Raw genomic sequence first — 14,676 nt, 5'->3', positions numbered from 1 at the left:
GCGCGCCATCGGCAACATCTGCGATCTCTTCGAGCCGCACGAGTGCTGGAACTACATCAGGGCTGCTGGATATGCGCCCGTGTAATCGTCCGATGCTCTAGACTTGGCCTGCGGCATAGAGTGCTCTGGCGACAGCCTCGAAATGTTGGGCTGGAACGAAACCACCCAGCTTGGTGTTACGGATGAGCCGGCGCGCCAAGACATGGTCATCGATGATGCTGAGACGCAGCGCCCGCGCCTCATCAAGCAGCCGTGAAGCGGCTTCGCCTCTGCCGCGGCAAACCAGGACTGGCACACCGGTCTCGCCACGAACGTAGCGCAGCCCGACCAGCATCTCCCGTCCGCTCAGAATTAGTGTGGCGCGATGCAGACCGAGCGGAGGCTCGCTGGCCGCCTCTTGACCAAGACGGCGGTGTTCACGTTTCAACTCCGGATTACCTTGCTGTTCCTTGGACTCGCGCTTCGCCTCGGTCTCCGTCATGCGCATGTCGCGCAAGAACAACCAGCGCTGGATCAGGAGATCGATCAATCCGCCGATTAAAAAAGCACCGGCAGCAATTCCAATCAGCAGTTTCAGCTCCGTGAAGACAAAGGAGAGACAGCCCACGCCACAGGCTGGCAGATACACCAGCGTCTTCCACATGCCGATAACGACGAGGAGAAAGCTTGCGCCGAGGGCGAACACCTTGAACAGTGTCTTCCCAAGCTCGATTAGCGAACGCAAAGACGCAATGCGCTTGAGACCGTTGACGGGATTCATGTTCTCTAATTTTGGCTTGATCGTCTCCAAGGAAAAGACTAGTCCACGATTTGCCAGGAATCCGGCTAGAGCGGCCGCAGCGACGATAGCCCCGAGGAGCGGGCCAACGGTCGCGATAGTCAGTTCGGTCAAGACACCCAAGGCCTGCTTGACGGCGGTGTCAAAGGGCTGATCCTGCAGCTTGTCGACCAGTAGGAGCCCTTCATGCCATTTGTCCTGGATTAGACTGGCCTCTAACCAGAGATAGCCGAGACCGGCGCAGGCGCTGACCGCACTCACAAAATCAGCGTTTCGAGCGATTTGCCCTTTATTGCGCGCATCGCTAAGCTTCTTGGGAGTAGGGGGAAGCTTCTTCTCTTCGCTCGTTTCGCTCATTTCAGCAGATTCTCGAACCAGTCAAGCATGCTGTTCGACTGGATGATCTCCGATTTCATATATTCGACGAGATAGACGGCGTAGGTCACCATCATGATCCCAAAGCCGACATTCTTGATTGTCGGCGAGAGATCATTCATCTTGAATTGTGGCGCAAAGCGCCCAAGCATCATGATTGAGACATCGACCAGGAGTAGGAAAGCGACCACGGGCCCAGAGATCAGAAACGTCCTAAGCATGATGTAATCGAGCAGCCGTATTAATTCCATTGCTGCTTGTACGGTCAGGAGGGGTAAAATCCGATAGACGGGCCAGATCTGATAGCTGCCATAAAGGCCGCGGATCATCGTCTGCAGGCCTCCCGATGCGACGAAGATCGTAATCGCAGTGATGCCGAGAAAGAGAGCCGTAGCCGAAGCTTGGCTGTGCGTTGCGGGATCGGCCGGAACGACCTCGCTGGTGACGCCGCGTTGGGTGTCGATGATCTCACCGACCGCCTGGATACTCCATAGCGGGACACTGAGCAGGACGCCGAGCACCAGGCCAACAAACACCTCCTTCAAACCAAGGAGCGTGACTATGACCAGCCGTGTGTCTGGGTCTAGCGTCTTCAAGCCGTCGCTGATTTGCGCCAAGCATGGTAGCCCAATCGCAAATGCCACGCAGCCGCGGATTGTCCCGCCAATGGGGGGCCGCGTAAATACAGGAAGGACCAGCATTATGCCAAGGGCGCGGGCCATACCAAGGCCGGCTGCAACAATGAATTCGATAGCCGCCTCGATCAGACTTTGAGCCTCGGCGGGTGACAAGCCATACATGGTGAGGGTCGCTAATAGCCGGCGGTGAGCGCGGGAAACTCAGTGAAGATTTGCTTGGCATGTTCAACGAGCGGGGCGCTCAGCACGGGGAACAATGAAGCGATCACCGCCACAACGACCAAAAGCTTCGCGGTAAGCGGGAAGGTTTGATCCTGGAGTTGCGTTGCCGCCTGGATGATGCCGATGCCAAGCCCGACAATCACCGCTGCTACGAGTGGTGGCAGGACCCAGATCAAAAACAGCACGAGCGATTGGCTCATGTGAGTGAGAACGCTGGCCTCATTCATGCTCATATTCCCGATGTTGTATAACTCAGCACCAGCCCGTGCATCAGTCGCGACCAGCCATCGATGACCACGAATAGAAAGAGCTTAAATGGGATGGTTATTACTGTTGGGGAGACCATCGACATGCCCATGGCCATCAGGATTGTCGTTACGATGAGATCGATGGTGATAAAGGGAAGGTAGAGAAGAAATCCAATCTCGAAGGCACGCTTGAGCTCCGAGATTAGAAAAGATGGCACAAGAATTGCCAAATCATCGCCCGTGGTCCGGCCGCGCATTTCCTCCGGCCAGACATGCTCGGTCGAGGACAGGAAGAAGCGCCGCTGCTCTTCCGTGGTGAACTTCTTCAGATAGCCGCGCAGCGGCTCCAGCCCCTCTTTAGTGGCGGTCACCCAGTCGTCGAACGTTTGGTAGCGGAGTTGCGGGGCGGTCACGCGGTTGTAGGTTTGCTCAAGAACCGGCGCGCTAACGAAGACGGTAAGGATCAATGCTGCGCTATATAGAACGATATTGGGCGGCACCGACTGGGTTCCGAGTGCGTTGCGGACGAGGAAGAGAACGACCGATATCTTTGCGAACGCGGTGGTTGTGACGACTGCGAACGCCAGCAGACCAAGCCCGGCTGTGACCGCAAGAAGCGCGAGGATTCCGGGTTGAACGTCAGTCATTGCCCGCCAACCTGCCACGGAGCCTAATGGCAAGCTCCTCGCCGACCCGTACGATGTCGCCACGGCCGATACGCCGGCCGTTGGCAAGGATATCGATCGGGCCGTCGGCCGGTCGGCCAAGTTCGAACACATGCCCTTCGCCGACATTCCTCAGTGCTCCCAGCGCGATCGGCCAGCGGCCGCATTCGAACACAAGCATGATCTCGATATCATCGAGATCCGTTTCTAGCGGTGGTTCCTGCGATTCGGGTTGAGTCGTCATATGCGCATACTCCAGATGGCGCGGTCGCTGGCGGAATGGCCCCCGCAGGATCAGGCGATCGCCGGCAAGATCTGCCACAGCCCATAGCCGGCCCACACTGAGGATGACCTGGTCACGGGCGAGCGGCATTACGTCTGGCACCAGAGCGTCGCCAGCACACGCTTTACGAAGAAGTGCGGCCGAAGTGTGGAGCCAGCCGATCTCCCCTGCGACGATGACGGGCAGTTCAGGAGAAAGCTTGCGCGTCTGGCGCGGCAATTGGCTGAGCAGCTGGTCTAACGCGCGGAACGCTGGCGGTACCGCATCATCAAGAGACGAAAATAAGAACAGGCGACCTTTGCCCCTAAACGGCGTGTAGATGACGTCGAATTCCAGATAAGGACCTAGCGTCGTCGCATTGTCCACTCGGAGAAGCTGCATGCTCTGCTGTGTCTCAGCCTCTAGTCGGGCAATCAAAGGTTCGAGTGCAAGTTCGAGAACCAGCGAACGACTTGGCTCGGAGGATAAGACGAGGCCACTCTGCACGGTCGAGATCAGCGCCTCCACAAGCATACACGGCAACGACAAGATAATCGTTTCATCTCCGACACCCCAAACGCAGTCGAGCATCGATATAGCCGAAGGTTCCTGCTGCCAGACAACCCGGTCCATCCGCACCGACAGCGACCTTTCGCCAAGGTGGGTCTGCAACGGTGTACGGGGTGCGGCAATTTCATTGAGCCACGAGACCACAGCCCGGGACAAAGTTGCCGCGGGTTTGAACGTAGCTTCTTTGCCCACAGTAGTTACCGCATGTAGTTTGACAGACTGCAGGTCGGCGTCACCACATGCGGACTCGCGGCCATCAGATTGAGTCGCCCGCCACCTCACCACGCAACCCCCTCCCATACCGAAGCAAGATCTCATCATCGGCTTCCATTTCGGCTGCGATCTCCGAATAGGAATCGGCCGCGCGCCGGACGTCGGCCTCGATCTGTTCCCATTTGTGCGTCGCCGCCGAACATTCGGCCCAGTGCGCCCGCATCTCGGACACCGCTGTCTCGGCCAATCCTTGAGCGACACGCGCGTCGTCAAGTATCCGGCGTCTCAAGGTGATCTCAGCGGTGAGCCGCTCAATGAAGAGGTGGCAACGATCGAGTTCCGCGACGGACAAGAGATCGAGCGACATCAGGTGTTGGTAAAGCTCCGCCTCAAGCCTTGCACGCTGCTGCTCGGCAACTGCAAGATCCCGCGAAGCGCGTTCCGTTGCTAAGGCGGCAGCGTGGCGTTTGGCCTCCATGGTGGACAGCCCATTAAGCGCACTCCGCTCTCTCATATGCTTCACAAGGCATAAGCTCGAAGCGTGAGCGGAACTCACGCGGTCAGACGCGACAACCATGCGACGGTTTCCTCAAAACTGGACTCCTCGTCTTCACCCTGGCGCAAGAATTCGTTCAGATCGTTGATCAAGGCAATCGCCCGATCCGTCAGTGGATCGCTGCCTTGTTTGTACTCGCCGACCTTAATCAAGAACTCGGCCTCAGCGTGGCGAGAAAGCAGATCACGGAAGGCGGATGCCGCCTTGCGATGCGACGCAGATACGATCGCGTCCATGACGCGGCTGCGGCTCGACAGAACATCGATCGCGGGGAAATGCGCGCGCGCCGCCACGAGGGGCGAGAGTACGATATGACCGTCGAGAATGCCGCGCGACTCCTCGGCGATTGGATCGCCCGTGCCGTCACCTTCGACAAGCACGGTATAGAAGGCTGTGATTGAGCCGCGCTCACCCATGCCAGCACGCTCCAGCAGGCCTGGCAGCATGGCAAAGACAGAGGGCGGGAAGCCCCGCCGGGTGGGTGGCTCACCGGCAGCAAGACCGATCTCGCGCATGGCGCGGCTGAAGCGTGTCAAGGAATCCATCATCAGAACGACACGCAGTCCTTGTTCGCGAAAATACTCGGCGAGCACAGTTGCGGTAAGCGCACATTGCGCCCGTTCTACCGCCGAGCGATCCGAGGTCTCAACGACAACGACCGTGCGGCAAAGGGCCGTTTCCCCAAGATGCCGCTCGATGAATTCGCGCACTTCACGTCCACGCTCGCCTATTAGCGCGATGACTGTGACGTCGGCGGCCGCGCCTTTCACGATCTGTGACAACAACGTCGACTTGCCGCAGCCAGGCTCTCCATAGATTCCTATTCGCTGGCCCTCGCCACACGTCAGAAGACCATCCAAGGCGCGTACGCCAAGTGGGAGGGGCCGCTCGATAATGAGCCTCGTCATGGGGTTGGGGGCCTTGCCGCGCAGCGGACGAGTCTCAGCGGTTTTGACTGCGCCTTTACCGTCGAGTGGACGGCAGAAGCTGTCGACCACCCGGCCAAGCAAATCAGAACCGACCGGCACTTCATGCATGCGTCCGGTGGCCACGACTTCTGCGCGGCTGGATAGGCCTACCAAGTCACCGATCGGTGTGAGCAAAGCGCCATCCTGCAACAGACCAATCACCTCCGCCTCAAGCGACCAGCCGGTGCGCGGATCCTGCAACAGGCAAAGTTCGCCAATACGCGCCTCGGGCACGACGGCATGGAGCAGCGTACCGATGGCCCGCGTGATCCGTCCCCGTACGGCACGCGTGTTGATACGCTTTGCTGTAGATCTCAGATGTGAGAGTCCCGTCTCCAGAGTTTCATCTTCGGCGCGGTTGCTATGCTTTGCTCGCAGCATAGTCACAGTTCGCCTCCCTGAGTTCGCAACCCAAAGCCGAGGTGGAGCGCGCGGAGCTGCGCGGCAAGTCCTAAGTCGACATTTCCAAACTCGCTCCACAGCACGCATTGCTGCGGCGACAGCGCCGGATCCGAATGAATTCGAACCTTCGGCCGACCCTCCTGTCCGTCGCATGCAGCGAATTCGCGCACGAGCGCATCGGCCTGCGCGGGAGACACATGAAGGCAAACTTCCGCGCCGCTAAACTTCTGCTCAACCGCATGACGAACGGTCCGCACCAATATCTCGCCCGGATCGAAGGCGCCCAGCAGATCGCTCACGATCTCCATCACGAGCTGTGGCAACTCCCGCTCCAGAACAGCTTTTCGCCGTGCCACTTCGGAGGCAGCCTCCGCAACCAACCGCGCCATTTCCTCGGCGCCAGTGTTCAAGCCCTCTGCATAGCCGCGCGCCCGCTCCCGGTGATAAGCTGTGCGTGCCCATCTGCGAACCCGCTGCAGATGCCGCTCTGCTGCGGCGCGCGTCTCGACCGCATTGTGCCAGATTGCGAGCTCCCTCGCCGGTATCAGTGGCCCGAGCGGGCGTATCTTTGGGGCGACGGGGGATATTGAAGCATCGGCTGTCATACAGTGGGCATCTCCGTCGCCAAATGGGTTATCACCAAGGAGAGCAATGGGCCCGCAGCATTGCGGTGTTCGGCCGCTGGGTTCTCGGCGGCGGTCCCAATAGGCAAGCGTAGAAGCACACGGGTACGGTCAAGCGCTGAAGCCTCGTTCAGCCAAGCGCCGAGACAGGCATGTCCCTCGTGTTCAATCTGACGCGCGAGTCGCTCCGGATCGGCAATCGATGTGGTTTCGATCGCATTGGCCAGATGCCGGATACCGAAAGCGTGCGCTTCAGCGCCGATACGTCCAATCAGAATTGAGAGGTCATACCTTGAAACTAGCTTTAGCAGCGAGCGGGCATGCCAGATACTGCCGGCGAGCAGAGCAGCCCGACGCGGATCATGTCCGAGCAGAAGGTCGCTTCCCCAGCCACTCCCGTTCGGGTCCATTTCATTGCCAAGCAGCAATCTCGCCAGTCTACCCTGTAGCCTGGGGCTCTTCTGCAGCCGCATCACTGTCGAAGCCGATAGTGATACGTCGAGACGTGCGGCAAGACGGGTCGGATGCATTGATGCGACAAGCTCGCTCAGGCCCACAGAAGTCGATTGGAGCGGACGTTGAAGTCCGGCGGATGGCATCAATCTCGGCAATGGAACACCACCCTAGGCCGCATCGGAGATGATGTTTTTACCAACGGTCTCGATTGCGGACGCGCCTGGTCGCTCTCCGACCGTGGTTAGCTCGCGCGGTGATTGCCTGCGCAGATACATACGAGCGCTCAGCAAGACGTAGCATAGCACGCCAAACACAGCACCGATTAGACCTAGCCCAACCGCAAGCACTGGCGTTGGAATGGATTTGGTCGCTTGGATCAAACTGGTCGCAGGTGCAGGCCGTTCCTCAAGCGCAGCCCGTTCAACCGGCACGAAAACCACCGCTACCTTGTCGTAGGATAATCCTTCGATGCTGTTGGCCACAAGCATCCTGATCTGCGGCAGTAGAACCGGGAGATTTGCATCGGAGGCATGTCGGATGAAAACCGACGCCGACGATGGTGTGGCGTCCTGTCGCAACAGATCATTTTTCGGCAGAACAACATGGACACGCGCAGAAAGGACGCCGTCGATATCGCTGATCGTGCGCGACAATTCTTCGCTCAGGGCATAAACGTAGCGGGCGCGCTCCTCGGTAGGGGAGGCAATCAGGCCCGATCCTTTGAAGACTTCGCCGAGGTTCTTGAAAGACCGACGCGGCAGCCCCTCGGTATTCAGCAGGTCGATTGAGAAGGCAACCTGCTTTTCTTCGACCTGAATCGTGCTGGACCCGTCCTTAGCGACAACACGGGCCGCGTCGACCCCCTTGTTAAGAAGCAGCGCGAGCATCTCGTTCGCCTCGCGCTCCTGAAGTTTGGTGTAGAGATCGGCCTTGCAGCCGATCAGTGCGAGAAGAGGTGGCAGCACAATGAGAACGTGAAGCCGCCGTTTGAAAAGGCGGCCATGGTCGATTTCTTTGTCCATCGAACCAGTCATCCGCCTCAGTTAGCCCGCTGACAGTAGTTTATTCAGAGATGAGGTGACGGCGCCGGTACTCTTAGTGACAAGCGAGACCTGAATGGCGCTGTTGTAAACATCCCGCAAGTTCGCCAGCATCGGTTCGAACCTATCCGCCCCTTCCGGCTGGCCCGCCGTACGCACTCCGACCCCCTCCGGCCGTGGAAGGCGCTGCGCGGCCGGCCCAGGCTGGACACTCTTCGCAAGAGCCGATTCACTGCTGGCAGCGGCAGAAGGAACTGTATTGCTCCGATACATTGCAGAAAGAGTCTGGAGGACGCGCTCGCCCAGCGGACTCGTCTGCGTTGTCGCACGCTGAACCTCTAACAGCGGAGGAACGGGCGCCGCTTTATCTGTCGCCGAGGGGACATCGTTTTTAATCGAGGCCGCCTGTACAAGACTGTGCTGAAACCGAGCTTGCTCGCCGAGTATTTCCGCCGACCCGATCCTGGGCAGACTGTTGGTTAGATTGGGAGAGATCGGTGTAGCGGCCAACATCATGCAAGGACTCGTTATTTTCTTTCACATGTGATGAGTCTAGCCACTCATCGCTCGTTATCGAGTCAATACCCTAGAGAGTCAAACTGACAGCAAGCTGACGAACTCGCCAGGGAATTCGTCACATATTGATCCGGCTTAGGTAATCTTGAAATCGACGGTCCGTCGACCCAGTTCGGCGGAATGAACCATGTGGACATGCGCAAGCTGTCGGCAGCAGCGCAAGAGGGGCGTCGGCCGCAGGTGGTCGGACTGCGCGAGAGCGGCCTGACTTATGATGCCATTGCCGCGCGGGTCGGCCTGACCCGGACCGGCGTGTTCGACATCTGCCGCCGCTTCGCCGAACAGGGCCGGGCGGGATTGGCCAGCCGCGGGGCCCGGCACCCGGCACGGGACGGTTTCTCGTGCCCCAGCAGGAAGTGCAGGTCCGCACTCTGATCAGCCAGCATACGCCCGACGAACTCGGTCGACCCTTTGCCCTGTGGAGCCGGGCGGTGGTGCGGATGCTGACCGAGCAGTCCTGTGGGATCCCGGCTGGCGGTGCGCACCGTCTGCACCGATCTGGCGCGTTGGGGCTTCACGGCCCAGAAGCCGCTCAGACGGGCCTACGAGCAGTCGCCGAAGGCAGTGCGGCGCTGGCTACGGCAGGACGACTCAGCCGTCGTGGCGCAAGCCAGAGGGGAGAAGCGCACGATCTTCTGGGGTGACGAGACCGGCCGACGCTCGGACGATGGGCGCGGCCGCAGCTTCGCCCCCAGAGGCGTGACACCTGTAATGCGCCCCTGCCACAAGCGCGCCAGCTATGACGGATTTTAGGTGATGGGGCGGATCAGGCGGTGCTGTGTGTTGGCAGCGGAATGACCTCGCTACCGTCCTGGAATCTGACACCCGCGATCACCTTCGGCAACTGGTTTCCGCCCATCAGCCGACGCCAGCTTTTCGCGGCCGCCATGACGCGCTTGACCACCATCAGCCGGGCGGTGGTCGGCGACAGCGAGCCCTTGGTGCGCACCGTGCGATGCCGGACCGGGGCGAACACGCTCTCGATCGGGTTCGTGGTTCTCAACGCCAGCAGCGCCTGCTGGTCCTTGGGCACGCACTCGACGGCTTTGGGATAACGTGCGCAATAGGCTTCCTCAAATAGATCGATGGCCACCTCGGGTTGGGCTCGTGTCGCCGCCAAGTAGATCTCGCGCAGGGCTGTCTTCGTCCCCGGCTGCACGGACTTGGGCACCTTGTTGAGCATGTTGGCGGTCTTATACAGCTAGCACCTCTGATGATGGGTGCCGGAGAAGAGTTCATCGAGCGCAGTCCACAAGCCGAGAGCCCCGTCACCAACCGCCATCCGGGGCGGAATGGACAGGCCCCGCCGCTTGATCTCGACGAGTAATTCTCTCCAGCTCTGGGCACTCTCGCGCACCCCGGCCTGAAAGCCGATCGGCTCCTTTTTGCCCTCCGAGGTGGCTCCGATCAGCACCAGCATGCATATGTGGACATCGAGTAATCGCGGGTAGCGCGAGAGCTCTGGCGGAGATGCTGATGAGGAAGGACCGCGGCAAGGCAGGCCGCTGCAGGAGTGGGTACAGCTCGGCCTCACTCGCGCCGGTCATACGTCCCTGCCAGGCGAGAACAGCGACGCAACCGCGTTCTTGCTGATGCCCGCCGGCCGCTTGGGACCGGCTTTTCTGGTGTCAGAGAACTTCTATGCGCTCAAGCAGTACAACGAGTCCGATCTTTATGCGCTGTTCATCGGCCATCTGGCCGATCGGCTACGTGGCGGCTCCGGCTTTCTGACAGCGTGGAGGCCAATAGATCCTATGAAGCGAGGCGATATTTGGACCATGCAGGAGCGCCTGCAGGCCCAAGGTCATGATGTCGGAAAGGTCGACGGCCTGATCGGCTTTGCAACGCGCACTGCCATTGGCGAGTGGCAAGCGCGAAACCGACGCGCGGAGACCTGCGTTCCTGATGCCGCTTTGATCCCAATGATTCGATAGGCCGCTTTCCTTATGAGACGCTCAGTGTTCGTATGACAGAGCCCCTTATCCCTCACTTGGCGACTGAGCTTGGCCTCACGCCTGACGAGAAAACGGCTCTTGCCAGACTCGAACCGCGTCTCGGCTCGACCTACATCGTGCAACGCCTCAGGCGGGAGGCGGAGTATGAGGCTCAGGCACTGCGCCAGCGCATCCAACTCTTCAATCGTGGGCACTGGCTCTCGAACCCAGCCCTGATCCGAGGCGGTCTCCGGCTGCTCGGCCTGCATGAGAGAGCGCGGCGCAATACTCTTGCTATCGAGGTCCGCCACCACAAGGTGCAACTTCCTCATCTGCCGGGCGCCTTCGACGGGTTCGTGCTCCTGCACCTCGCGGATCTGCACATCGGCATGAATGACCAGTTCCTGGACGCACTTGTCCGGCGCATCGAGCCGCTGCGCTATGATCTGTGCGTGCTGACAGGAGATTACCGCGCTCTCACCTATGGCCCCTACAAGGAAGCGCTGGATGGATTGGAGCGTCTTCGGGCAGCGATCAAAAGCCCTGCTTACGCAATCCTGGGGAACCACGATACGATCCGCATGGTGCCGGCCATGGAGCTCATGGGCTACCGGCTCCTGCTGAACGAGGCGGCGCGCGTTGCACGCGGGAACGAAGCCATCTATCTGGCCGGTGTCGATGACACAAACTTCTATCGCCTGGACGATATCGACAAGGCCACACATGGCATCCCAGCGGGAGCTGTGTCGATCCTGCTCTCGCACACCCCCCAGACGTACCATCGGGCCCCGGTCTCAGCTATCCTGGAAAAGGTCGCCCGTGCGAAAAAAGCGTTAGTGTCACACCACTAGCTGGACTAAGAAGATCCTCGCGATTGGCTGCCGGGGCGTGCTCGATGGCACCGTCAGAAGGACCTAACCATGCGTTTTGTGATTGCCGCCACCCTTGCCTTTGCCGTCGTCCAGGCGCAGCCTGCCGCGGCGGCCTCCTCCCAAACCTGCGCTGTGGTCAGCGAGGCCGACATCGCCAAGCTCTTCGACCGCTGGAACGATTCTCTCGCCACGCTCAACGCCACGGAAGTGGCGAAGAACTACGCGGATGATGCCATCCTGCTCCCGACGCTGTCGAATAAGCCGCGCCTGACCCAGGCCGAGCGCATCGACTATTTTGCGCACTTCTTAGAGAATCACCCGCGCGGCAATGTCGATAGCCGCGTCATCAAGATCGGCTGCAACTCAGCAGTGGATGCGGGCACCTACACCTTCACGTTCAAGGACGGCTCTCAGGTTCCGGCCCGCTACACCTATACCTACGAGTACAAGAACGGCACGTGGCTGATCTCCTCGCATCATTCCTCAATGATGCCCGAGAAGGCGTTGGCACATTGAGCACGTAAAGGTTCTGTTGCAACTTTTGACATAGGTCGAGCAAAGGCCAACAGGGACGCGAGTTACGCGACTTCACCGAACAGGTTAGCCATGAAGTCGCGCTGAGCGCCCATGGCATTTGCTGGTGCACAGACAACCTGTCCCTTGCGGAGCGCATCGCCATTGCCTCAGAGCCAGCAATTGTCTGCAAGCTGGTCGAAAAGCTTTTGAAGTCCAGCCCCGACCGGACCAGACGCTTGATGCGCCGGTGGTCCTGCTCGACATGCGGTTGCCCCAAGGCCTCGCGGAAGAACGTCCGGGCGGTAGCCGCATCCCGCTTTGGAGAAAGCAGAAAGTCCATGGTCTGCCCGGTCGCATCGACGGCGCGGTAGAGATAAACCCATTCGCCTTTCACGCGAATGCATGTTTCGTCCACACGCCGGGAGCCGTTTGTCATGCGCCGATGCGGACGGATGCGCTGGTCGAGTTCTGGTACATAAGCCTGAATCCAGCGAAACACCGTCGTATCGTCAACTTGGACGCCTCGATCAGCCAACGTGCGAGCGGTCATCGTGGACATGGCTGATTACGAGACGGTTGATCAGTGGCTTCTGGATGAAGCGGATCCTTTGCTTGTTAAGAGCTTCGACATGGAGATTACCACCAACCAGTTCCTCGGGCTATTCAAGCGCTTCAGCGTTGACCTGACGAATGGCGGTCTCAATCTGGCCGGACTTACACCTCCAATAGGTAGCTCAGTATGAGGGGGAGGCAGTCGCCTCCCTCTTGGCCTGGGGTGTCCTGACGAAGCGGGCTCGCGGCTAATTCGCCTGTAGGCTTGCTGGTGTAATAGGCAGGCGAAACGCCGGCTCATACTAAGGTTTGGAAGCAGTTACGACAGGCGATCCAACGCTTGGGAGAAGCGGGGCTGCGATGATCCCAGCAATCAGCACGAATGCCGCAACGATAAGTCCCACCCGCCCATAGACCGCAATAAGATACCCTCTCCTCATTCTCCACCTTTGTGTTATTGAAGTTGCCGGAGTGGTGCAGCTTGACTGTGACCAGATCAAGACACGGCTCAAAGCGACTCTCCCCATTACTAAGGATCTTTAACGAGTGCACGTGACGTTGAATCGGTTGCTCAGACCGTGGCGATGCCGTTCTAAGCACCCTAGACATCTGATTCAAACATCAACGCTCTCGTTGCGAAGCCAAGTGTAGACGTTTCATGCCTCGCAGAGTCCCATACGGCGACCGCTTGCAGGCATTGTCCATGCAGGACGTGGAAATGATGCCCCAGAGCGAGAACGGCATCTTAAAGGCTCCCCCAGACGAACTCGATAGTGGCTCTGAAAGCAGGCGCAGCCGCAAGGGCATGGAACAGATAGAAGCCGTCATCCGACATCTTGGACGTGGAACGGTGCCCCTGGAGCAAGAATGGCTTCTGCGGCCTTCTAGGCCGTGTGGACGGATTGAGCCGAGCAACGGGTAGGTAGATTCCCAAATCAGTCAGGCGATGATTCATGGCGGGTCGACTTCAGGAGAAGCGACCATGCTGACGGGGATGACGGAAGACGACTGGCGACGGTGCTGCGGGTGTTTGCCGCCTCTTGCTCCCGGCGCGGCGCCAAGGACCGCAATGACCGCCGCTTCCTGGAGGCGCTGCACTACTTCACCGTCCACAACATCACCTGGCGGGCGCTGCCCGAGTGTTTCGGCAACTGGAACTCAGTCTGGAAGCGGTTCTGGCGCTTGAGCCGGGCAGGTGTGTTCGGGGCGTTCTTCGAGGCCTTGGCAGCTCTGAGCGACACGGCCCATCTGGTGCAGATGTTCGACTCGACCATCGTGCGGGCCCATGTCTCGGCTGCCGGCGCAAAAGGGGGCAGAGCCGGCAGGCGCTGGGCCGCTCCCGCGGTGGCTTCTCAACCAAGATCCACCTCAAGACCGACTGGGATGGCGATCCGCTGGGCTTTCACCTGACTGGTGGCGAGGCCAGCGACAGCCCGCAATTCGAAACCCTGCTCGACCTCGGGCCGGACATCACGCCCCGCGCTGCGGTAGGCGACAAGGGCTATGACGCGAAAGCCAACCGACAGGCCGCTCGCGCCCGCGGCATCTGCCCGGCCATTCCGTACCGCACCACGACTAAAGAGAAGCCGACGTTCTTCCCAAGATGCTCTACCGCGGTCGGGCTCGCATCGAGCAGACGATGGGCAAGCTCAAGCGCTTCAAGCGCATTGCTTTACGCTGCGAGAAGACTGCTGAGAACTACAGCTCATTCGTTGCTCTTGCTCTGAGCTTCATCCTAATCAAATCCGTCCACACGACCTAATGAAGCGCGCTGCTCCGGCGCATGAGGTATTCCCAGCTTTTGAAGCGCCGAAGGATCCAAGCCACCGCGTCCTCGAAGCTCGGGAATGTTTCCTGCACTCCGGTGATCGGACCGAACCCAGCCTCTACGAACCAACTGCCCCTCAGCTCAGGGTCTTCGCAGTCTTTCGGGCGGCAAACCAGAATGGCTGCAAGCGTGCCGTCCACGAAGACGAGCCGCCTATCTTCTTCCCGGGTGAAGCCGCTTCCAACGCGAGCACATTGCCAAGTTACTTTCATGCTCGCGAGAGAATGCCCGCGCTGGGATGCAGGGTTCATTCACATATGATGGGCTTGTCTGGTCGCGTACCTACACGGGGATTGGCATTTCGGACTAAGAGTGCCTAACAAAACCGGGGTGAGCGCGTTGGTTTGGCATGGCCAAACCTCTTGTTTCTGATGCTCTCTGG

General features: G+C 59.6%; 19 protein-coding genes and 3 pseudogenes. 10 read left to right on the top strand and 12 right to left on the bottom strand.

All coding sequences use genetic code 11. The features are described 5' to 3' along the window. Nucleotides 1-97: 97 nt before the first annotated feature. From DC522_RS29535 to sctL, 8 genes are all read right to left on the bottom strand, one after another. The gene (locus DC522_RS29535) at nucleotides 98-1,135 is read right to left on the bottom strand and encodes an EscU/YscU/HrcU family type III secretion system export apparatus switch protein (protein ID WP_116532069.1); all 1,038 of its coding nucleotides are present in this window, start codon (nucleotides 1,133-1,135) and stop codon (nucleotides 98-100) included. Beyond that, nucleotides 1,132-1,953 carry a type III secretion system export apparatus subunit SctT gene (gene sctT, locus DC522_RS29530; protein WP_116532068.1) on the bottom strand — a complete coding sequence of 274 codons (822 nt, stop codon included), beginning with the start codon at nucleotides 1,951-1,953 and terminating at the stop codon, nucleotides 1,132-1,134. Before sctT ends, DC522_RS29535 begins: the two co-directional genes overlap by 4 nt. Before the next feature lie 11 nt (nucleotides 1,954-1,964). Then, nucleotides 1,965-2,240 carry an EscS/YscS/HrcS family type III secretion system export apparatus protein gene (locus DC522_RS29525; RefSeq protein WP_116532067.1) on the bottom strand — a complete coding sequence of 92 codons (276 nt, stop codon included), beginning with the start codon at nucleotides 2,238-2,240 and terminating at the stop codon, nucleotides 1,965-1,967. A gap of 2 nt (nucleotides 2,241-2,242) precedes the next feature. After that, nucleotides 2,243-2,908, bottom strand: a complete 666-nt coding sequence (gene sctR, locus DC522_RS29520) for a type III secretion system export apparatus subunit SctR (protein WP_116532066.1) — start codon at nucleotides 2,906-2,908, stop codon at nucleotides 2,243-2,245. Beyond that, nucleotides 2,901-3,950: a type III secretion system cytoplasmic ring protein SctQ gene (sctQ, locus tag DC522_RS29515; RefSeq protein WP_245444678.1), complete on the bottom strand. Its 1,050-nt coding sequence runs from the start codon at nucleotides 3,948-3,950 to the stop codon at nucleotides 2,901-2,903. The genes sctR and sctQ overlap by 8 nt, the downstream gene beginning before the upstream one ends. Nucleotides 3,951-4,014: 64 nt before the next feature. Continuing rightward, entirely contained in the window at nucleotides 4,015-4,548 is a 534-nt protein-coding gene (locus tag DC522_RS29510; protein ID WP_047191090.1) for a YscO family type III secretion system apparatus protein, read from the bottom strand. Further along, nucleotides 4,524-5,876 carry a type III secretion system ATPase SctN gene (gene sctN, locus DC522_RS29505; RefSeq protein WP_116532064.1) on the bottom strand — a complete coding sequence of 451 codons (1,353 nt, stop codon included), beginning with the start codon at nucleotides 5,874-5,876 and terminating at the stop codon, nucleotides 4,524-4,526. Before sctN ends, DC522_RS29510 begins: the two co-directional genes overlap by 25 nt. A 2-nt stretch (nucleotides 5,877-5,878) precedes the next feature. Further along, nucleotides 5,879-6,502 (bottom strand): type III secretion system stator protein SctL, encoded by a 624-nt coding sequence (sctL, locus tag DC522_RS29500; RefSeq protein WP_047191092.1) that lies wholly within the window; start codon nucleotides 6,500-6,502, stop codon nucleotides 5,879-5,881. A 170-nt stretch (nucleotides 6,503-6,672) separates the two neighbouring features. On the opposite strand from sctL, the gene DC522_RS37610 reads away from it, so the two are divergent. Next, nucleotides 6,673-6,801, top strand: a complete 129-nt coding sequence (locus DC522_RS37610; RefSeq protein WP_342027975.1) for a hypothetical protein — start codon at nucleotides 6,673-6,675, stop codon at nucleotides 6,799-6,801. A 342-nt stretch (nucleotides 6,802-7,143) separates the two neighbouring features. Here DC522_RS37610 and sctJ read toward each other — a convergent pair whose 3' ends face one another. Both sctJ and DC522_RS35145 read right to left on the bottom strand, forming a co-directional pair. Then, nucleotides 7,144-7,998: a type III secretion system inner membrane ring lipoprotein SctJ gene (gene sctJ, locus DC522_RS29490; RefSeq protein WP_245444677.1), complete on the bottom strand. Its 855-nt coding sequence runs from the start codon at nucleotides 7,996-7,998 to the stop codon at nucleotides 7,144-7,146. 21 nt (nucleotides 7,999-8,019) lie between these two features. Beyond that, on the bottom strand, nucleotides 8,020-8,529 hold the full coding sequence (locus DC522_RS35145; protein ID WP_245444681.1) for a nodulation protein NolB: 510 nt from the start codon (nucleotides 8,527-8,529) through the stop codon (nucleotides 8,020-8,022). A 522-nt stretch (nucleotides 8,530-9,051) separates the two neighbouring features. Here DC522_RS35145 and DC522_RS36505 point away from each other — a divergent pair. Further along, a complete protein-coding gene (locus tag DC522_RS36505; protein ID WP_245444675.1) occupies nucleotides 9,052-9,345 on the top strand; it encodes a winged helix-turn-helix domain-containing protein in 294 nt (97 codons plus the stop codon). A gap of 13 nt (nucleotides 9,346-9,358) precedes the next feature. Here the strand turns inward: DC522_RS36505 and DC522_RS29475 are convergent. Next, a pseudogene (locus DC522_RS29475) lies at nucleotides 9,359-10,036 on the bottom strand (transposase); the annotation flags it as partial. 37 nt (nucleotides 10,037-10,073) lie between these two features. On the opposite strand from DC522_RS29475, the pseudogene DC522_RS37025 reads away from it, so the two are divergent. From DC522_RS37025 to DC522_RS29460, 4 genes and pseudogenes are all read left to right on the top strand, one after another. Then, a pseudogene (locus tag DC522_RS37025) lies at nucleotides 10,074-10,283 on the top strand (lytic murein transglycosylase); the annotation flags it as partial. Between the two features lie 63 nt (nucleotides 10,284-10,346). Continuing rightward, nucleotides 10,347-10,526 carry a peptidoglycan-binding domain-containing protein gene (locus tag DC522_RS37020; RefSeq protein WP_371680828.1) on the top strand — a complete coding sequence of 60 codons (180 nt, stop codon included), beginning with the start codon at nucleotides 10,347-10,349 and terminating at the stop codon, nucleotides 10,524-10,526. 32 nt (nucleotides 10,527-10,558) lie between these two features. Continuing rightward, complete coding sequence (locus DC522_RS29465; RefSeq protein WP_116532061.1) at nucleotides 10,559-11,377, top strand: metallophosphoesterase; 819 nt, start codon at nucleotides 10,559-10,561, stop codon at nucleotides 11,375-11,377. 69 nt (nucleotides 11,378-11,446) lie between these two features. Continuing rightward, a complete protein-coding gene (locus tag DC522_RS29460) occupies nucleotides 11,447-11,914 on the top strand; it encodes an SgcJ/EcaC family oxidoreductase (protein ID WP_116532060.1) in 468 nt (155 codons plus the stop codon). Here DC522_RS29460 and DC522_RS29455 read toward each other — a convergent pair. Next, nucleotides 11,796-12,350 (bottom strand): DDE-type integrase/transposase/recombinase, encoded by a 555-nt coding sequence (locus DC522_RS29455; protein ID WP_245444679.1) that lies wholly within the window; start codon nucleotides 12,348-12,350, stop codon nucleotides 11,796-11,798. The two genes, DC522_RS29460 and DC522_RS29455, sit on opposite strands and share 119 nt — an antisense overlap. A 121-nt stretch (nucleotides 12,351-12,471) precedes the next feature. Here DC522_RS29455 and DC522_RS29450 point away from each other — a divergent pair, with 121 nt between their 5' ends. The 4 genes and pseudogenes from DC522_RS29450 to DC522_RS35140 all read left to right on the top strand — a co-directional run bounded on the left by DC522_RS29450 (nucleotide 12,472) and on the right by DC522_RS35140 (nucleotide 14,228). Next, nucleotides 12,472-12,657 carry a hypothetical protein gene (locus tag DC522_RS29450; protein ID WP_133239405.1) on the top strand — a complete coding sequence of 62 codons (186 nt, stop codon included), beginning with the start codon at nucleotides 12,472-12,474 and terminating at the stop codon, nucleotides 12,655-12,657. An 835-nt stretch (nucleotides 12,658-13,492) separates the two neighbouring features. Then, nucleotides 13,493-13,876, top strand: coding sequence for a transposase (locus DC522_RS29440; protein WP_245444674.1), 384 nt, complete (start codon nucleotides 13,493-13,495; stop codon nucleotides 13,874-13,876). Beyond that, nucleotides 13,795-13,998: pseudogene (locus tag DC522_RS37605) on the top strand (transposase); the annotation flags it as partial. The gene DC522_RS29440 and the pseudogene DC522_RS37605, both read left to right, overlap by 82 nt. 71 nt (nucleotides 13,999-14,069) lie before the next feature. Beyond that, the gene (locus DC522_RS35140) at nucleotides 14,070-14,228 is read left to right on the top strand and encodes a transposase (protein WP_245444673.1); all 159 of its coding nucleotides are present in this window, start codon (nucleotides 14,070-14,072) and stop codon (nucleotides 14,226-14,228) included. Nucleotides 14,229-14,676 lie beyond the last annotated feature (448 nt).

The sequence above is a fragment of the Microvirga sp. KLBC 81 genome (assembly GCF_003075415.1).
Classification (GTDB): Bacteria; Pseudomonadota; Alphaproteobacteria; order Rhizobiales; family Beijerinckiaceae; genus Microvirga.
The sequence above is the reverse complement of the archived record's forward strand: the minus strand, read 5'-3'. Positions and strand labels throughout refer to the sequence as shown.